This window comes from Zoogloea sp. (genome assembly GCF_017302315.1).
Classification (GTDB): domain Bacteria; phylum Pseudomonadota; class Gammaproteobacteria; order Burkholderiales; family Rhodocyclaceae; genus Zoogloea.
Genome location: NZ_JAFLDT010000086.1, coordinates 1 through 16,120 on the forward strand (window position 1 = coordinate 1; position 16,120 = coordinate 16,120).

Consider the following 16,120-nt stretch of genomic DNA (forward strand, 5'->3'; position numbering starts at 1 on the left):
GCGTACTGAGCACACCCGGCAAAGGCAGCAATTTCTGGTTCACCATCCGCCAGCAAAAGGCCGAAATCAGCTTGCCGGAAATGCCTTCGGACGAATTGCCTTCAATGCTGGTCAGTGAGCGCCTGATCCGTGAGAATCATCCCGGAGCCTGCGTGCTAGTGGTTGAGGATGAACCCATCGGGCGAGAGGTGGCGAGCAACCTGCTGGAAGAAATCGGGCTGAGTGTCGACCTGGCTGATGACGGTTGCCAGGCAGTCGAACTGGCCCGCCAGAAGACCTATGACCTGATCCTCATGGACATGCAGATGCCCAGGATGAATGGTGTCGAGGCAGCACAGGCGATCAGGAGCGATTCGCAGAACCGCAACACGCCTATCCTGGCGCTGACCGCCAACGCCTTCGAAGAGGACAGGCTGATCTGCCTCAAGGCCGGGATGAACGACCACATCGCCAAACCGATTGATCCGGAAAACCTGCTCGAAAGACTGCTCCACTGGCTGGAACTGTCTCGCCAGCCAGAAGCACGGGGCAGTGGTATTCAAACTGAATGTGAATGCGCCGTTGAACGGTAGTTCTCTCTCCGGAAAACGACAATGAAACGCTCTGACCCCTTGAGGTCGGAGAAGGCGGGGCGTTGCTTCAGCGGATAAAGCGCTTCAATACGTCGCGGAACTGCGGGTTATTTGCGCATTCCAGCCATTCGAAGGCGACCATTTCCCGGCTGACGATCTCGGCGCCGTTCTGCCTCATGCGTTGCAGGGCGAGTTCCTTGTCGCGAAGTCGGCGCGAGCCGACTGCGTCGTCTACCACGAACACTTCTCGGCCGGCCGCCAGCAGGTCAAGGACCGTTTGCTGGACGCAGACGTGGCTCTCCATGCCGGTGACGATCCACTGTTGACGCTCGGCCGATGGTGCCTGAAGCAGGGCGCCCTCGGCGATCGCGGAAAACCAGGTTTTCTCGACGATCACGTCCGGTGCCAGGCGGCTACGCAAACTGGGTTCGGAAAGACCGATGCGCTGGGGGCAGTGTTCGGTGGCCAGCGCCGGTATGCCGAGCATGGCCGCGATATCCAGTAGCCAGAGCGTGTTTGCCAGTACGTCGGCACCGCCATCGATAGCCGGCAGCAACGCGCCCTGGATGTCGACGACGAGCAGGACAGATTGGGAAGGGATGATTTTCAAGATGCGGGCCTCTGGCTAGGTGGACGACGTGTCGTTCATCCTCCGCGATGTCGCGATGGGAGGCAAGCGCAGTGCCCGGCAGTGAGGGGGCTCACCGCCGAGCGCTGCTGGCATTACATGCCGAGATACGCCGCGCGCACCTGTTCGTTGCTGATCAGCTCCTGTCCTGTGCCGGTCAGGGTGATGTTGCCGGTTTCCAGCACATAGCCCCGGTCGGCGATGGCCAGGGCCGAGAAGGCATTCTGTTCGGCCAGCACGATGCTCATGCCCTGGGATTTGAGGGTCTTCACCACGTTGAAGACTTCCTCCACCAGCAGCGGAGCGAGGCCCATGGAGGGCTCGTCGAGCAGCAGCAGCTTGGGCCGGCCCATCAGGGCGCGGCCGATGGCCAGCATCTGCTGCTGGCCGCCGGACAGGGTGCCGGCCGGCAGTTTCCGCTTCTCCTTGAGGATGGGGAACATGGCGTAGATCTTCTCCAGGTCGCCCTCCACCTGCTGCTTGGGTTGGGTGTAGGCGCCCAGGCGCAGGTTGTCCTCGATGGACAGGGGGCCGAATACCTGGCGCCCTTCCGGTGACTGGCAGATCCCCCGGCGCATGCGCATGTCGGCGCGCAGGGTCGAGATGTCCTCGCCGTCAAAGAAGATGTGCCCGGCGCTCATGGGCTGCACACCGGACAGGGCGCGCAGGAAGGTGGTCTTGCCGGCGCCGTTGGCCCCGACCAGGGCCACGGTTTCGCCGCGCCGCACTTCCAGGGAAATCCCCTTGAGAGCCTTGATGCGGCCGTAACAGCTTTCCAGGCCATCCACCTTCAGCAGCACCTCGGCGGGTGCGGTGGACGACTGCAGCTCTCCGGCCGTGCTGCCGCCCAGGCCCACGGAGACGGGGGCCAGGCTGGCGACCTTGTGGAACAGCTCGCGGAATTCGGCCCGCGCAGCGCTGCCGAAGACCGGGTCGTCGTTGTCGAGGAAGGCCGTGTCGATCTCTGCCCAGTCGGCGGGGGTGAGCACCTCCCGGGCGAGGGGGTAGATGTCCTGCTCCTCGGTGCGGATGTGGGCCTTCTGGTCATTGAGGTAGAGACGCAGGGCTTCGGTGAGGCCACCGACCGTGCTGCGCCCGGCCACCGTGTCGGCCAGTTGCTGGCGCAGGGCGGCGAGGTTGTGGGGCGCATTGCGGTGCTCGGCCTGCAGGCGGTCGAGCAGCGGGGCGGCCGAATCGCTGCGCAGGCGCAGCAGGCGGAACAGGTGCTCGTCTTCCTTGCGGTGATGGCAACCGTCCATGAAGTGCTCGAAGTAGTCGAGCACCGAGCCGATGAAGGCCGGGTCGGCTTTCTGGGTCTGCTCCATCTCCTCGATGACCTGGTCGAGGGTGATGGCCAAGCGCCACAGGTTGCGGTGCTCGTCCTTGATGATGCGGAGTGCTTCCATCTTTGTTCTTCCTCGGTCTCAGGCGTGGGCGCCCAGATAGGCGGCGATCACGTCCGGGTTGCGGCGCACTTCCTCGCCGGTGCCTTCGGCCAGCTTCTTGCCGTAGTCGAGCACCAGGATGCGGTCGGACAGGTTCATGACCATCTTCATGTCGTGCTCGACGAGGACCACGGTGATCCCCGAGTCGGCGACCTTGCGGACGAGCTCGTCCACCTCGATGGTTTCCTTCGGATTGAGGCCGGCGGCCGGCTCGTCGAGGAAGATGACCCGCGGTTTCATGGCCAGGGCGCGGGCGATCTCCAGGCGCTTGAGGGCACCGTAGGGCATGGAGTCGGCGCGGGCCCCGGCGTATTTCTCCAGGCCGACGAAGCGCATCAACTCCAGGGCCTCGCCGCGCAGCTCGGCGTCACGGCGGGTGATGCTCGGGAGGCGCAGGGCGGCCTTGACCAGGTTGCGGTCGAGACGCAGGTGGGCACCCACCATCACGTTCTCGATGGCGCTCATGTTCATGCAGATCTGCAGGTTCTGGAAGGTGCGCGCCACGCCGCGGCGGGCCAGCTCGTCCGGCGACTTGCCGCCGATGGATTCGCCGTCCAGGCGGATCTCGCCGTGGGTGGGTTTGTAGACCCCGGTGATGAGGTTGAACAGGGTCGTCTTGCCGGCGCCATTGGGGCCGATCACGGCATAGACGATGCCTGCGTCGATGCTGAAGCTCACATCCTGCACGGCCTTCACGCCGCCGAAGTGGATGGAAAGGTTGGTGACGTCGAGGAGGGGCATGTCAGGACTCCTGAAGGGCCGCCCCGAAGGAGGCCTGCGCCCCCTTGGGGGGCAGCGAATAAAATGAGCGTGGGGGCACCCTTATTCCCCTTTACCGAACTTCGCCGCCAGGGTCGGCACGAGGCCCTTGGGCAGGAAGATCATGCAGATCATCAGGATGGCGCCAAACACCACGGTCTCCCAGCCTTCGAAGGTGGCCAGGGCCTGGGGCAGGGCGGTGAGCAGCACGGCGCCGACCAGGGAGCCATACACCGAGGCCATGCCGCCGATCACCACCATGGTCACCAGCTCGATGGAGTGGAAGAAGTCGGCCAGGTTGGGGGTGACGAAGCCCACGTAATGGGCGGTGATGCTGCCCATCAGGCTGGCGAACACCGCGGACAGCACGAAGATGGCGACCTTGTAGCGGACCACGTCCACACCCACCACGCGGGATGCGACTTCCGAGCCGTGCAGCGCACGCAGGGCGCGGCCGAAGGGCGAGTCGATGAGGTTGAGGGAAGCCCACACGCTCACCGACAGCAGGATCGCCACCACCCAGTACCAGTGCTTGTCACTGCTGAGTTCGAAGCCGAACAGGCCGAAGGCTGGCACCGGCATGCCATCGGGGCCGCCGGTCCAGGTGGCCTCGTTGCGCAGGGCGATGTTGAGGATGATGCCCAGGCCCAGGGTGGCCATGGCCAGGTAGTTGCCCTTCAGCTTGAAGATCGGCCGGGCCACCAGCGCGGCCAGCAGGCCGGTGGCCGCAGCGCCGGCCCCCATGGCCAGCAGCGGATGCCAGCCGAAGTGGGTGGGCAGCACCGCCGAAGCGTAGGCTCCGATGCCCAGGAAACCGGCGTGGCCCAGGCTGATCTGGCCGGCAAAGCCGATCAGCAGGTTGAGGCCGAGGACGATGACCGCGTTGATGGCCATGCGGATCGCCAGGTCCATGTAGAAGCTGTTGGGCAGCACCAGCGGCAGCAGCGCAAGAATCGCGATGACGATGTACAGCCCGAAATAGGCGCGTTTCTGCATGTTTACACCCGGTCGGTGACCCGGGCGCCAAACAGGCCGCGGGGCATGAAGAAGAGGATGAAGAGGATCAGAACGAAGGGGATCGCGTCCTTGTAGGCCGAAGACAGGTAGCCGGCACCCATGGATTCGAGGATGCCCACCAGCAGGCCGCCCACCACCGCGCCCAGGCCGTTGCCCAGCCCGCCGAGCACCGCGGCGACGAAGCCCTTGAGGCCCATCATGATGCCGGCGTCGTAGGAGGTGAGGGTGATCGGCGTGACCAGGATGCCGCCCAGGGCCCCCAGCGCTGCCGACATGGCAAAGCTCATGAAAAGCACGCCATTGGTGTTGATGCCCACCAGTTCCGCTGCCACCCGGTTGTAGGAGGTGGCCAGCATGGCCTTGCCCGACAAGGTGCGGTTGAAGAAGTACCACAGCACCACCACCACGATGGGGGTGACGCCCAGCACCCACAGGCTCTGGGGCATCAGGGTGGCTCCGAGGATCTGGATCGGTTCGTCGCCGGAGAAGGCCGGCAGGCTGTGGGTGCCCTTGCCGAAGATCACCGCGGTAAGGCCGCGGATGACCAGGGAGGCGCCGATGGTGATGATGATCAGGGTGACGGTTTCGGCGCCCTTCACCGGCTCGATGGCCAGCTTTTCGATCAGCACCCCGACCACGGCCGGCACCAGAATGGCCAGCACCAGGGCCGCCGGCAGGGGCAGGCCGGACTGCACGAAGAACACCGCCAGCATCCCGCCGAGCATGATGAACTCGCCCTGGGCGAAGTTGATCACGTTGCTGGCGTTGTAGATCAGGGTGAAACCCAGGGCGGCCAAGGCATAGGTGGCGCCCACCGTGACCCCCGAGAAGAGGAATTGCAGGAATTGGGCAAGCATGTTCATTGCCCTCCTGTCCGGTCGGTCTCGCATCGGCGGTTCATGATGTCTCCTGTCGTGATTGTTGTAGGACGGATGACCCGCGCCTCGGAGGCGGGTTCTGTATTTTGTAATCGATTCTGCAGATTAGAAATGATACAAAAACACTAGTCAAGACAAAAATATGTATCGAATCTGCTGCGAGTGCAGAATTGCGCGCCAGCAAGCCGTGACAAGACCCCGCCAGGGGGCGTGGCCGGATCGGGATTAGGGGAAAAAGAAGGAGGGGAGACGCGGTGGCCTGAGCAGGCCATGGCGGCTGAAGAACGGCCGCAGGGCAGTGCCGCCCCGGTCGGACGGCATCACGCCCGCTGGTGCAGCGGCAGGGTCAGTCGGTGGCGGCGGGTTGTTCGCTGTCCCGGGTGGAGCCCAGGCGCAGGGAGAGGGAGCGGGAGGCGCGCTTCAGTTCGGCGATCACCGGGCTGTCCGGTCCCATGTCGATGGAGCCTTCGACACCGACGATGATCAGCGCCATGGTGAGCTCGTTCTTGAAGTTGAACACCGGGGCCGACACGGCCTCCACGCCCTTCACCGCATAGTTGCCGGAGATGGCCGAGACACCCCGTTGTTCCACCTCGGCGAGCAGGGCCCAGGCGTCGTCCAGGTTGCGCACACCGGGGGGCAGGGTGTTGCCGGAGAGTTCCTTCAGGATCAGGGGCTCCACCTGGCTGCGCGGAAGCCAGGTGGCAAATACGCGGCCGGCGGCGGAGTTGAGCAGGCTCAGGCGGGTGCCGGTGACTACGTTGACGGTGATCGCCCGGCGCGGCCGCTCCCAGCGCACCACCACCGGGCCGCTGTCACCCCACACCGCCAGCGCGGTGGTTTCGTTGATCTGGTCGCGCAGCTCGGCAATGGCGGCCATGCCCACCCGCACCCGGTCCAGGCGGTCGATGGCCACCAGCCCGATGTTGAGCGCAAAGGGCCCCAGGTTATAGCGGGAGGTGAGGGGGTCCTGCTCGACGAGGCCGGCACGGATCAGGCTGACCAGGTAGCGGTGTGCCTTGGAGGGCGGCATCTCGGCGGCGGCGGCGATGTCCTTTAGCATCATCGAGCGTTTGCCGCCAACCATGGCCTTGAGAATGCCCATGCCCACTTCCAGGGACTGGACTCCGTGTTTGCCTTCCAGCTCTTCGCTCATGAGGGTGATTCTCGGGTAAGGTAGCGTTTGTTACGTATTACGCAATAGATTTCATTATAAGAAACCAAGTGTCAAGCCAAGGAGACAAGAAACCATGACAACTCGCCTGCGCGTCTATGCCATCGATGGCATCGTTCCGGTGGTTCACCCCAGCGCCCACGTCCATCCTTCCGCCGTGCTCATCGGCGACGTGATCGTCGGCCCCGATTGCTACGTGGGGCCCTGCGCCAGTCTGCGTGGCGACTTCGGCCGCCTGATCCTCGAGCGTGGTGCCAACCTGCAGGATACCTGCGTCATGCACGGTTTTCCTGGCACCGACACGGTGGTGGAGGAGGACGGCCACATCGGCCATGGTGCGGTGCTGCACGGCTGCCGCATCCGGCGCAATGCCCTGGTGGGGATGAACGCGGTGATCATGGACAACGCCATCGTCGGTGAATCGTCCATCGTTGCCGCCTCGGCCTTCGTCAAGGCCGGGATGGAGATCCCGCCCCGCGTGCTGGTCGCCGGTATGCCGGCCAAGGTGATCCGCGAACTCAGTGATGAGGAGATCCGCTGGAAAGGGGAGGGGACGGCGACCTACCAGGACCTGACCCGCCGCTGCCTCGCCACCCTGGTGGAGACCGACCCGCTGAGCGAAGTCGAGCCTGATCGCAAGCGCATCCACATGCCTGACGTGGTGCCGCTGGTGGCGCTGCGCAGGAAGGAGGAGTAACACCCCTGAACTGCTGCGGGGTCGAATTGATCCGACCACCATTGCTGCCGTGGGTTTGGGGGCCTCCGCTCGGATCACCCGATGGGTGACGCTGAAGGGGCAGAGGGCTCGGAAGGTGGCCGGAGAGACGGTAGGGGCGACTTCAGTCGCCCGTCCTCGCGTTGATCAAAGGTAGACCGTTGATTGAAGCCCACGGGCGACTGAAGTCGCCCCTACCAGTCGCCTCCGCAAGTCGCGCCTGCGGAGACCCCGCGTCAGGCCAGCGGGTCGGCTTCGCGGAAGCGTTCGAGCAGTAGCGGCGAGGCTTCCGGCGTCTGGCCGTTGGCAAGTTGGAGGAGGGTGTCCAGATGGCTCTCGGAGGCAGGCAGCAGGCGCCGGTAGACTTCCTTGCACAGCAGGCGGGCCTTCTGGCCGGGCCACTCGGCGGGGAGGAGCACGTCGGGCAGCTCCGGATCGCGCAGCAGCAGGCGGCGGTAATCGTGGATCAACAGGGTGCGCAGCAGGAAGGCGCTTTCGCCGTCGATGTCCACCTGAACGTCGGCGCGCAGTTGCGCCAGCACCGGCTGGTAGCGCTCGACGAACTCGGCGTACATGCCGGCGAGGCGCTCCAGGTTCCAGGCGCCGTGCACCATGTCCACATCGTTGGCGGCGTTGCCGAACTGGGCGTCGGCGGCAAGCAGGGGCTTGAGCTTGCCCAGCAGGTCGGCCAGGCCTTCTGCAATCAGGGCGTCAAACGCGGCCGAGAGGTCGGCGCTGGGATGCACGAAGAAGTTTCCGCCGATGACCCCGAAGCCCTGCCAGAACAAGGCCCGGCGCAGGGCTTCGCGCTCCTTGGGGCTGAGTTCGCCGACCGTCACGATGAGACGCCAGCGGCGGTCCCACTGGGGGGCACTGGAGGCGTAGATGTGGCGGGAGGCTTCCTCGAAGCGGCGCTGGCCGGAGGGCGTGAGCAGGTAATCGGTGCGCCGGCCCGAAGGCTCGGTGCGCAGCCATTCTTCCTTGGCGAGGCGGAACACCGAGGTGCGGATCAGGCGTTCATTGAGCTCCAGGGGCTCGAGGAGGCGGATCAGGCTGCCCAGCCAGATCCGGCCGCCGCGGGGCAGTACGGCGTCACCGAAAACCGAGATGATGAGGGAGCCGGCCTGCACGCGGCCCTGCTGGCGGAAGTCGTCGAGACGTTTCTGGATCGGGGGAAGCACTTGATCTGCCGCGTGAATCAGGCGTGAAACGCGGCAGTGTAGCGACTCGCTGGCGTTCTGGGTAGCGTGCCTCCGGCGCCGTTCAGAAGGTGAGAAGGTGATCTGCATCGGCCACCACGGGTTGCTGCTGGGCAAAGAAACCCTCGGTATGAATGCGTTCCCGAACGGCGCCGAGGGCCGTTACGGTGGCCACGCAGCTGTCCACGAAGGCCGGGCTTCCCGCCGCAAAGACGGTGTGCTTCGACAGGTCGGGGAAGAGCCCGGGCAGCACCGCATCGACGCGTCCGGCCAGGCAGCCGTCGCGGCTTTCCCGGGTCAGGGTGATCTTGTAGTCGAAGCTGCGGTGCTTGGTGCGCCACCAGGCCAGCATGCCCCGGCTGTAGACGTCGGCTTCGCTGCGGGCCGAGAAAAGCAGGGTGACCGGCTTGCGGAAGCCCCGCCGCAGCGCGGCTTCGGTGAGGGCCAGGATGGGGGCCAGGCCGGTGCCGGCGGCCAGACACAGCACCGGGGTGTCCACGCCGGGGTCGCCGATGAAGGTGCCGTAGGCGCCTGACACCTTGACGCTCTCGCCCACGCCCAGGCTGTCGTGAACCCAGTTGCTGGTCACGCCGCCATCGGCGCGGGCCACCTGCAGCACCAGTTCGCCGTCGGGGCGCGGGGCGTTGGAGATCGAGTAGGCGCGGGCCGGAATGTCGGCGCGCGGGTTGCCGAGGGTCACGTACTGGCCGGGCCAGTAACGGATGGGCTGGCCTACCGGGCGCAGGCGCAGCTCCACCACCCGCTCGGCGACGCTGCGCTTGTCGGTGACCACGAAAAGGGCGTCCTCCCGGGGCGGAAAGAGCTTGGGCCGGGCGTCCTCCGTACCCCACTCGATGCTCAGTTCGTCGGAGATGGGCTTGGCCATGCACATCAGGCCATAGCCCTGACGCCGCTCTTCCTGGGACAAGGCCATGTCGAGCACCATGCCCTGGTCGAACTGACCGGAGGTGACCTTGACCTTGCATTCGCCGCAGGCGCCGGCACGGCAGTTGTTGGGCAGGGCGTAGCCGGCCTTCTCGAGGGCCATCAGTACGGTGTCGCCATAGGCGCAGTCCACCGACTTGCCCGAGGGTTGCATGATGATGCGGGACATTGAAGATTCCTGTCAGGTTGGGGTCGTTTTCAGCAGGGCAGGGGCGTGTAGGGGCGACTTGTAGGGGCGACTTCAGTCGCCCATCCACGCGTCGATCACAGCCAGACCGCTAATTAAAGTCCGCGGGCGACTGAAGTCGCCCCTGCATGACGTCGGGATGACCTCTACACCGCCCCTGCGATCCCGAGTCAGAACACGGGGATGATGTCTTCCATGTCCAGGTCGCTGACTTCCTGGCCGGTGATGCCCACTTCGGGGATGGCCGGGAAGGGGATGTTGTAGCGGTCGAGGACGCCCTTCAGGTTGATCATGGCGTTCTTCCAGTTCTGCAGCTTGGCCTCGTAGGTGGGGATGCCGAAGCCGGCGCCACGGGCCACTTCCTCGGCTTCGCGCTGGTTGTCGATGAAGTCGGCGGGCAGGTCCCAGAACTCCATGGGCGGCTCGAACAGCACGGCGGACAGGAACAGGTAGCCGGCGCGGATCTGCTTGGTGACGATGGCCTTGGTTTCGTCCTTGAGGCCCGGGTAGTCGCGCTCCATCACGGCCATGCAGATGGCCATGTGGCGGCCCTCGTCGCGGCCGATGTTCTTGAAGCCCTCCTTGAAGACGGCTTCGCGGGAGTTGTCGAACATCTGCTTGAAGATGGTGGCGGCGGCGATCTCGCCCATCAGGAAGGAGCTGAACAGCACGGCCAGGTCGTACTTGGGCACGGCCTGCTTGTAGCCGGTCCAGTAGCGGCCCCCATTGAAATACAGCCAGCGCACGTTCTTCTGCAGGCGCTTGCCCAGCTCGGTCTTGGGTTCGTAGGTCAGCGGGTCCGGGTGGCCGAGCATCTTGGTGATGGCCAGGCCACACATGATTTCGTGGTTCTGCTCGTCCCGGGTCACCGAGAAGAAGCACTTGCGCACCGGGTCTTCCTCATGGACCTCGTAGGTCTTGATCAGCGCCTCGGCAAAAACCGGAGGCGCGGACGCGTCGAACACCGATAGCAGGCTCCACCAGTAAGCAATGGATTCGCGTTCTTCCCAGCTGTAGCTGTCCACGTCCAGGGTGTCCCAGGGGAGCTTCTCCGGGTCCCAGTTCTCGCGCAGGGCGGCTTCCCAGACTTCCTGCAGCTTCTTGGTCTTGCTGTTCCAGGACAGGGGATAGATGTTGGGCTGCGGCGTTTCCGGCGGGAACTCCATCTTGTCGGCAAAGCGTTCCTTGTGACTGGCCATGACTCCTCCTTGTGTGATTCCGGTTGTGTTTTATACGGCACAAACCCATTCGGTTTGTGAGGTTAATAGTGATACAAAAATAATTGTTAAGTCAACAAAAATGTATCGCAAATGATCTTTGGAGGAAAACTTAAAACTTGTCGCCCGTGCCTGAAAAAATCGGTTATCAGGCGATTTTCAACGTTTAAGTACTTGTTTATGAATATATTTCTGATTTCTTAATCAGTTATGGAATGTAGAATTTAGGTGTTTTCTAACAGATTTATTTGATACTCAGCATTGACATATATCATGTGTCTTTGTAACGTTTGCGTCAGGAGAACAAACCCAACCGGAGACAAGACAATGACTCACCCCCTGTTCGAGAAGCATCGCGCCACCCTGGAGGGCGCCCTCGGTGCCATCGCCACCCGCAGCTACTGGTCGGCTTTCCCCGAAATGCCCAGCCCCAAGCTCTACGGCGAGACGGCTCCCGATGACGGCAAGCGCGCCTTCGAAGCCCATCTGGGCAAGCCGTTCGAACTGGGTCAGCCGGGCCAGAGCGGCTGGCATGGTGGTGAGTCCTCGCCCTACGGCGTGGCCCTGGACGTGAGCTATCCGGTGTGTGATCCGGAAGCGCTGATCGCCGCCGGCCTTGAGGCCATGAAGGGCTGGCAGGCCGTGGGTGCCGATGGCCGCACCGGCATCTGTCTGGAGATCCTCGACCGCCTCAACAAGCAGAGCTTCGAGCTGGCCCACGCGGTGATGATGACCACCGGCCAGGGCTGGATGATGGCCTTCCAGGCCGGCGCGCCCCACGCCCAGGATCGCGGCCTCGAGGCCGTGGCCTATGCCTGGCGCGAACAGAGCTTCGTGCCCGCCGAGGCCGTGTGGGAAAAGCCCCAGGGCAAGAACCCGGCCCTGGTCATGAAGAAGCACTTCCAAATCGTCGGCCGCGGCATCGGCCTGGTCGTGGGCTGCGGCACCTTCCCCACCTGGAACACCTATCCGGGCCTCTTCGCGGCGCTGTCCACCGGCAACGCGGTGATCGTCAAGCCCCACAGCAACGCCATCCTGCCGGCCGCCATCACTGTGCGCACCGTCCGCGCCGAGTTGGCCGAAAACGGCATCGACCCCAACCTGGTCAGCCTGTGCGTCACCGACAAGCGCGCCACCACCCAGGCACTGGCAACCCACCCGGCGGTCAAGTCGGTGGATTTCACCGGCGGCAACGTCTTTGGCCAGTGGCTCATCGACAACGCCCGTCAGGCCCAGGTGTATGCCGAGCTGGCCGGGGTGAACAACATCGTTATCGACTCCACCAACGCCTACAAGGCGATGCTGGGCAACCTGGCCTTCACCCTGTCCCTGTACTCCGGCCAGATGTGCACCACCTCCCAGGCCATCTTCGTGCCGGCCGGTGGCATCCAGACCGAAGACGGCCCCAAGAGCTACGACGAGTTCTGCGCCGATCTGGGCAAGGCCATCGAGCGCTTCCTGTCCAAGCCGGAAGTGGCCCACGCCGTGCTGGGCGCGATCCAGTCCGCCGACACCGCCGAGCGCATCGAGCTGGCCAACAGCGGCGCCCTGGGCAAGGTGGTGCTGGCTTCCGTCGCCCTGGAGAACCCCGAGTTCCCGGCTGCCAAGGTGCGCACCCCGGTGCTGCTGGCCTGTGATGCCGCGGATGAACAGGCCTACATGGAAGAGCGTTTCGGCCCGATCAGCTTCATCGTCAAGGTGGCCGACACGGCCGCCGCCATCGCCCTGTCCGAGCGGGTCGTCAGCACCCACGGTGCCCTCACTGCCGGCGTGTATTCCACCCAGCAGAGCGTCATCGACGCCATGACCGAAGCCACCTGGCGCAGCAAGGTTGCCCTGTCCATCAACCTCACCGGCGGCGTTTTCGTCAATCAGTCGGCGGCCTATTCCGACTACCACGGTACCGGCGGCAACCCGGCGGCCAACGCTTCTTACGCGGATTCAGCCTTCGTCGCCAACCGCTTCCGCGTTGTGCAGCGTCGTTTTCACGCCTGAGGACCCGCCATGGACTACAAGAACATCCTCTTCACGGTGGAGGCGGGCGTCGCTCGCCTGACCCTCAACCGCCCCGACAAGCTCAACAGCTTCACCGGCGAGATGCATGCCGAGCTGCGTGATGCCCTCGACGCCATCCAGGCCGACCCGGCTGTCCGTGTGCTGGTGCTGACCGGCGCCGGCCGGGCCTTCTGCGCCGGTCAGGATCTGGCCGACCCGGACATGGCCCGCACGGCCAGCGGCGGCATGCCGGACATCGGCAACGTGGTCGAGAAGAACTACAAGCCCCTGGTGCTGCGCCTGCAGAACCTGCGCGTGCCCACCATCGCGGCCGTCAATGGCATCGCCGCCGGCGCCGGCGCCAGCGTGGCCCTGGCCTGCGATCTGGTGGTGGCCAGCAAGTCCGCCTCCTTCCTGCAGGCCTTCAGCAAGATCGGCCTGGTGCCGGACACGGGTGGCACCTGGTTCCTGCCCCAGCGCGTCGGCATGGCCCGGGCCATGGGCCTGGCCCTGCTGGCCGACAAGCTGCCCGCCGAGAAGGCCGCCGACTGGGGCCTGATCTGGGCCGCCTACGACGACGCCGAGTTCGCCGCCAAGGTCGATGCGATGGCAGGCCAGCTTGCCAGCATGCCCACCAAGGCCCTGGTGCGGACCCGCCAGGCCATGCATGCCGCGGCCGGCCATACCCTGGAGCAGCAGCTCTCCTTCGAGGGCGGCTTCATGCGCGAACTGGGCTGGAGCCCGGACTACGCCGAAGGCGTGGCGGCCTTCATGGAAAAGCGCGCTCCGAAGTTCACCGGGGAATGACCGTGAGCCAGGCCCTTTCAACCCAATCCGTGATCGCCGTGGTCGGCACCGGCGCCATGGGCGCTGGCATCGCCCAGGTGGCCGCCGCCGCAGGCCATGTGGTGAAGCTCCTCGACAACCGTCCCGAGGCGGCCGCCAAGGCCGTGGCCGGCATCCAGGCCCAGTTCGCCAAGTTGGCCGACAAGGGCAAGATGAGTTCCGAGGCCGCGCAGGCCGCTGGCGCCCGTCTGATCGCCGTCGAGCAGCTCACCGACCTGGCCGACGCCGCCCTGGTGGTCGAGGCCATCGTCGAAAACCTGGAGGCCAAGCAGAAGCTCTACCGCGACCTGGAAGACATCGTCACGCCAGACTGCATCTTCGGCACCAACACCTCGTCCATCTCGGTCACCGCCATCGGTGCCGCGCTGAAGCGCCCCGAGCGCCTGGCCGGCCTGCACTTCTTCAACCCGGCCCCGCTGATGGCCCTGGTGGAGATCGTCTCCGGCCTGGCCACCGACAAGGCCGTGGCCGACACCCTGTTCGCCACCGCCGCCGCCTGGGGCAAGACACCGGTGCATGCCCGCTCCACGCCGGGCTTCATCGTCAATCGGGTGGCCCGGCCGTATTACGCCGAGGCCCTGCGCATCCTCAACGAAGGGGGCGCCGACTGCGCCACCCTCGACGCGATCATGCGCGAGGCGGGCGGCTTCCGCATGGGGCCCTTCGAGCTGATGGACATGATCGGCCACGACGTCAACTTCGCCGTGACCCGTTCGGTGTGGAACGCCTTTTACAACGATCAGCGTTTCCTGCCCTCCCTGATCCAGCAGGAGCTGGTAGATGCCGGCTTCTACGGTCGCAAGAGCGGGCGCGGCTTTTACGACTACCGGGAAGGCGCCGAGCGCCCGCAGGCGAAGAGTGCCGTGACCCAGGGCGTGCCCGACACCATCGTGCTCCACGGTGATTCCGCCGCTGCCCAGGCCCTGGCCGACCGCCTCCACGAGCGTGGCGTGGCCTACACCTGGGGCGAGGCCACCGACGGTCGCCTTGCCGAAGCGGGCGACGCGGTGATCTTCGTCACCGATGGGCGCACCGCCACCCGCCGGGCCTCGGATACCGGTATCGCCAACACGGTACTCATCGACCTTACCCTCGACTACACCAGCGCCACACGCATCGCCGTCAGCACGGCCCAGAGCTGCTGGGCGCCGGCCGTCGGTGCGGCCATCGGCCTGCTGCAGGCTGCCGGCTTTGCCGTGTCGCGCCTGGGGGATGTGCCCGGCCTGGCGGTGATGCGCACCGTCGCCATGCTCGCTAACGAGGCTGCCGATGCTGTGAACCAGGGCGTCTGTGACGCCGCGGCTGCCGATGCGGCCATGCGCCTGGGGGTGAACTACCCCCGTGGCCCCCTGGCCTGGGCCGATGCCGCAGGCCTGCCCGTCATCTGCACGGTGCTGACCCACCTGGGGCAGTTCTACGGCGAAGACCGCTACCGCATCTCGCCTCTCATCCAGCAACAAGTTCATGCAGGAAAGAAGATCCATGACCGCTGAAACTTCCCCCGCCACCGCGGCCGTCCCGACCGACCCCCAGGCCCTCGCCGAGGCGGTCGCCACCGCCATGTGGGCCCGTGACCGGGCCGCCAACGCGCTGGGCATGCGCATCGATGAGGTGCGCCAGGGCTACGCCCGCCTGTCCATGCCGGTGCGTGGCGACATGGTCAACGGCCACCACACTTGCCATGGCGGTCTGATCTTCTCGCTGGCCGACACCGCTTTCGCCTACGCCTGCAACAGCTACAACAAGAACACGGTGGGCTCGGCCTGCACGATCGACTACCTCGCCCCGGGCAAGGAAGGCGACACGCTGAGCGCCGAAGCCATCGAGATGTCCGCCTCGGGCCGCACCGGCGTCTATGACGTCACCGTGCGCGACAGCGCCGGCAAGGCCATCGCCCTGTTCCGGGGCAAGAGCTACCGCATCTCCGGCGAAGTCATCGCCGGCCTGGATGCCGCAAAGGCCTGAACGGCACCACCGAACAAAACACAAGACGAGGAGACAAGCATGACCGCCAAGCACCCCCAACCGGGCGAACTGGACCCCATCGAGACCGCCAGCCGCGACGAGATCTCTGCGCTCCAGCTGGAGCGCCTGAAGTGGTCCGTGCGCCACACCTACGACAACGTCGAGCCCTACCGCCGGAAGTGCCTGGAGAAGGGTGTGCATCCGGACGATCTGAAGCAGCTCTCCGATCTGGCCAGGTTCCCCTTCATGACCAAGCTGGATCTGCGCGACAACTACCCCTTCGGGCTGTTCGCCGTGCCGCGCAGCCAGGTGGCGCGCCTGCACGCCTCGTCGGGTACCACCGGCAAGTCGGTGGTGGTGGGTTACACGAAGCGCGACATCGACAACTGGGCCGACGTGGTGGCCCGTTCCATCCGCGCCGCGGGTGGCCGGCCGGGCGACATGGTGCATGTGGCCTACGGCTACGGCATGTTCACCGGTGGCCTGGGCGCCCACTACGGCGTCGAGCGCCTGGGCTGCACGGCGGTGCCCATGTCCGGCGGCCAGACCGAGAAGCAGGTCCAGCAGATCATGGACTT

General features: G+C 65.3%; 15 protein-coding genes and 1 pseudogene. 7 read left to right on the forward strand and 9 right to left on the reverse strand.

The features are described 5' to 3' along the window. Positions 1–572, forward strand: a 572-nt coding sequence (locus J0L98_RS18265) for a response regulator (RefSeq protein ID WP_296413339.1), incomplete at its 5' end; no start/stop codon positions are given. A gap of 67 nt (positions 573–639) precedes the next feature. On the opposite strand, the gene J0L98_RS18270 is transcribed toward J0L98_RS18265, so the two are convergent. From J0L98_RS18270 to J0L98_RS18300, 6 genes are all read right to left on the reverse strand, one after another. Further along, complete coding sequence (locus J0L98_RS18270) at positions 640–1,182, reverse strand: isochorismatase family protein (RefSeq protein ID WP_296413340.1); 543 nt, start codon at positions 1,180–1,182, stop codon at positions 640–642. 113 nt (positions 1,183–1,295) lie between these two features. Further along, entirely contained in the window at positions 1,296–2,606 is a 1,311-nt protein-coding gene (locus tag J0L98_RS21655) for an ATP-binding cassette domain-containing protein (RefSeq protein ID WP_365955063.1), read from the reverse strand. Between the two features lie 18 nt (positions 2,607–2,624). Beyond that, positions 2,625–3,386 carry an ABC transporter ATP-binding protein gene (locus J0L98_RS18285; RefSeq protein ID WP_296413341.1) on the reverse strand — a complete coding sequence of 254 codons (762 nt, stop codon included), beginning with the start codon at positions 3,384–3,386 and terminating at the stop codon, positions 2,625–2,627. An 81-nt stretch (positions 3,387–3,467) separates the two neighbouring features. Further along, on the reverse strand, positions 3,468–4,400 hold the full coding sequence (locus tag J0L98_RS18290) for a branched-chain amino acid ABC transporter permease (protein WP_296413342.1): 933 nt from the start codon (positions 4,398–4,400) through the stop codon (positions 3,468–3,470). 2 nt (positions 4,401–4,402) lie between these two features. Continuing rightward, positions 4,403–5,278: a branched-chain amino acid ABC transporter permease gene (locus J0L98_RS18295; protein ID WP_296413344.1), complete on the reverse strand. Its 876-nt coding sequence runs from the start codon at positions 5,276–5,278 to the stop codon at positions 4,403–4,405. A gap of 367 nt (positions 5,279–5,645) precedes the next feature. Continuing rightward, positions 5,646–6,455, reverse strand: coding sequence for an IclR family transcriptional regulator (locus tag J0L98_RS18300; protein ID WP_296413345.1), 810 nt, complete (start codon positions 6,453–6,455; stop codon positions 5,646–5,648). A gap of 94 nt (positions 6,456–6,549) precedes the next feature. Here J0L98_RS18300 and paaY point away from each other — a divergent pair, with 94 nt between their 5' ends. Continuing rightward, on the forward strand, positions 6,550–7,170 hold the full coding sequence (gene paaY / locus J0L98_RS18305; protein ID WP_296413346.1) for a phenylacetic acid degradation protein PaaY: 621 nt from the start codon (positions 6,550–6,552) through the stop codon (positions 7,168–7,170). A gap of 254 nt (positions 7,171–7,424) precedes the next feature. Here paaY and paaX read toward each other — a convergent pair whose 3' ends face one another. From paaX to J0L98_RS18320, 3 genes are all read right to left on the reverse strand, one after another. Next, positions 7,425–8,369, reverse strand: a complete 945-nt coding sequence (paaX, locus tag J0L98_RS18310; RefSeq protein ID WP_276658311.1) for a phenylacetic acid degradation operon negative regulatory protein PaaX — start codon at positions 8,367–8,369, stop codon at positions 7,425–7,427. Between the two features lie 82 nt (positions 8,370–8,451). Beyond that, a complete protein-coding gene (locus J0L98_RS18315; protein WP_296413348.1) occupies positions 8,452–9,501 on the reverse strand; it encodes a 2Fe-2S iron-sulfur cluster-binding protein in 1,050 nt (349 codons plus the stop codon). A 188-nt stretch (positions 9,502–9,689) separates the two neighbouring features. Next, a complete protein-coding gene (locus J0L98_RS18320) occupies positions 9,690–10,718 on the reverse strand; it encodes a hypothetical protein (RefSeq protein WP_296413350.1) in 1,029 nt (342 codons plus the stop codon). 345 nt (positions 10,719–11,063) lie between these two features. On the opposite strand from J0L98_RS18320, the gene paaN reads away from it, so the two are divergent. The 5 genes and pseudogenes from paaN to J0L98_RS18345 form a co-directional block, all read left to right on the forward strand. Next, the gene (gene paaN, locus J0L98_RS18325; RefSeq protein WP_296413351.1) at positions 11,064–12,731 is read left to right on the forward strand and encodes a phenylacetic acid degradation protein PaaN; all 1,668 of its coding nucleotides are present in this window, start codon (positions 11,064–11,066) and stop codon (positions 12,729–12,731) included. 9 nt (positions 12,732–12,740) lie between these two features. Further along, positions 12,741–13,538, forward strand: a complete 798-nt coding sequence (gene paaG, locus J0L98_RS18330; RefSeq protein ID WP_296413353.1) for a 2-(1,2-epoxy-1,2-dihydrophenyl)acetyl-CoA isomerase PaaG — start codon at positions 12,741–12,743, stop codon at positions 13,536–13,538. Beyond that, positions 13,535–15,070 carry a 3-hydroxyacyl-CoA dehydrogenase PaaH gene (paaH, locus tag J0L98_RS18335; RefSeq protein WP_296413354.1) on the forward strand — a complete coding sequence of 512 codons (1,536 nt, stop codon included), beginning with the start codon at positions 13,535–13,537 and terminating at the stop codon, positions 15,068–15,070. Before paaG ends, paaH begins: the two co-directional genes overlap by 4 nt. Further along, positions 15,060–15,542, forward strand: coding sequence for a hydroxyphenylacetyl-CoA thioesterase PaaI (paaI, locus tag J0L98_RS18340; protein ID WP_296413355.1), 483 nt, complete (start codon positions 15,060–15,062; stop codon positions 15,540–15,542). The genes paaH and paaI overlap by 11 nt, the downstream gene beginning before the upstream one ends. 39 nt (positions 15,543–15,581) lie before the next feature. Further along, positions 15,582–16,120 (forward strand): annotated as a pseudogene (locus J0L98_RS18345) (phenylacetate--CoA ligase); the annotation flags it as partial.

Bases quoted from the DNA above. Each gene is read 5' to 3' on its own strand.
- paaY (WP_296413346.1), top strand. From the start codon at position 6,550: ATGACAACTCGCCTGCGCGTCTATGCCATCGATGGCATCGTTCCGGTG.
- J0L98_RS18320 (WP_296413350.1), bottom strand. From the start codon at position 10,718: ATGGCCAGTCACAAGGAACGCTTTGCCGACAAGATGGAGTTCCCGCCG.
- paaN (WP_296413351.1), top strand. From the start codon at position 11,064: ATGACTCACCCCCTGTTCGAGAAGCATCGCGCCACCCTGGAGGGCGCC.
- J0L98_RS18300 (WP_296413345.1), bottom strand. From the start codon at position 6,455: ATGAGCGAAGAGCTGGAAGGCAAACACGGAGTCCAGTCCCTGGAAGTG.
- J0L98_RS21655 (WP_365955063.1), bottom strand. From the start codon at position 2,606: ATGGAAGCACTCCGCATCATCAAGGACGAGCACCGCAACCTGTGGCGC.
- J0L98_RS18315 (WP_296413348.1), bottom strand. From the start codon at position 9,501: ATGTCCCGCATCATCATGCAACCCTCGGGCAAGTCGGTGGACTGCGCC.
- J0L98_RS18285 (WP_296413341.1), bottom strand. From the start codon at position 3,386: ATGCCCCTCCTCGACGTCACCAACCTTTCCATCCACTTCGGCGGCGTG.
- paaG (WP_296413353.1), top strand. From the start codon at position 12,741: ATGGACTACAAGAACATCCTCTTCACGGTGGAGGCGGGCGTCGCTCGC.
- paaI (WP_296413355.1), top strand. From the start codon at position 15,060: ATGACCGCTGAAACTTCCCCCGCCACCGCGGCCGTCCCGACCGACCCC.
- J0L98_RS18290 (WP_296413342.1), bottom strand. From the start codon at position 4,400: ATGCAGAAACGCGCCTATTTCGGGCTGTACATCGTCATCGCGATTCTT.
- paaH (WP_296413354.1), top strand. From the start codon at position 13,535: ATGACCGTGAGCCAGGCCCTTTCAACCCAATCCGTGATCGCCGTGGTC.
- J0L98_RS18295 (WP_296413344.1), bottom strand. From the start codon at position 5,278: ATGCTTGCCCAATTCCTGCAATTCCTCTTCTCGGGGGTCACGGTGGGC.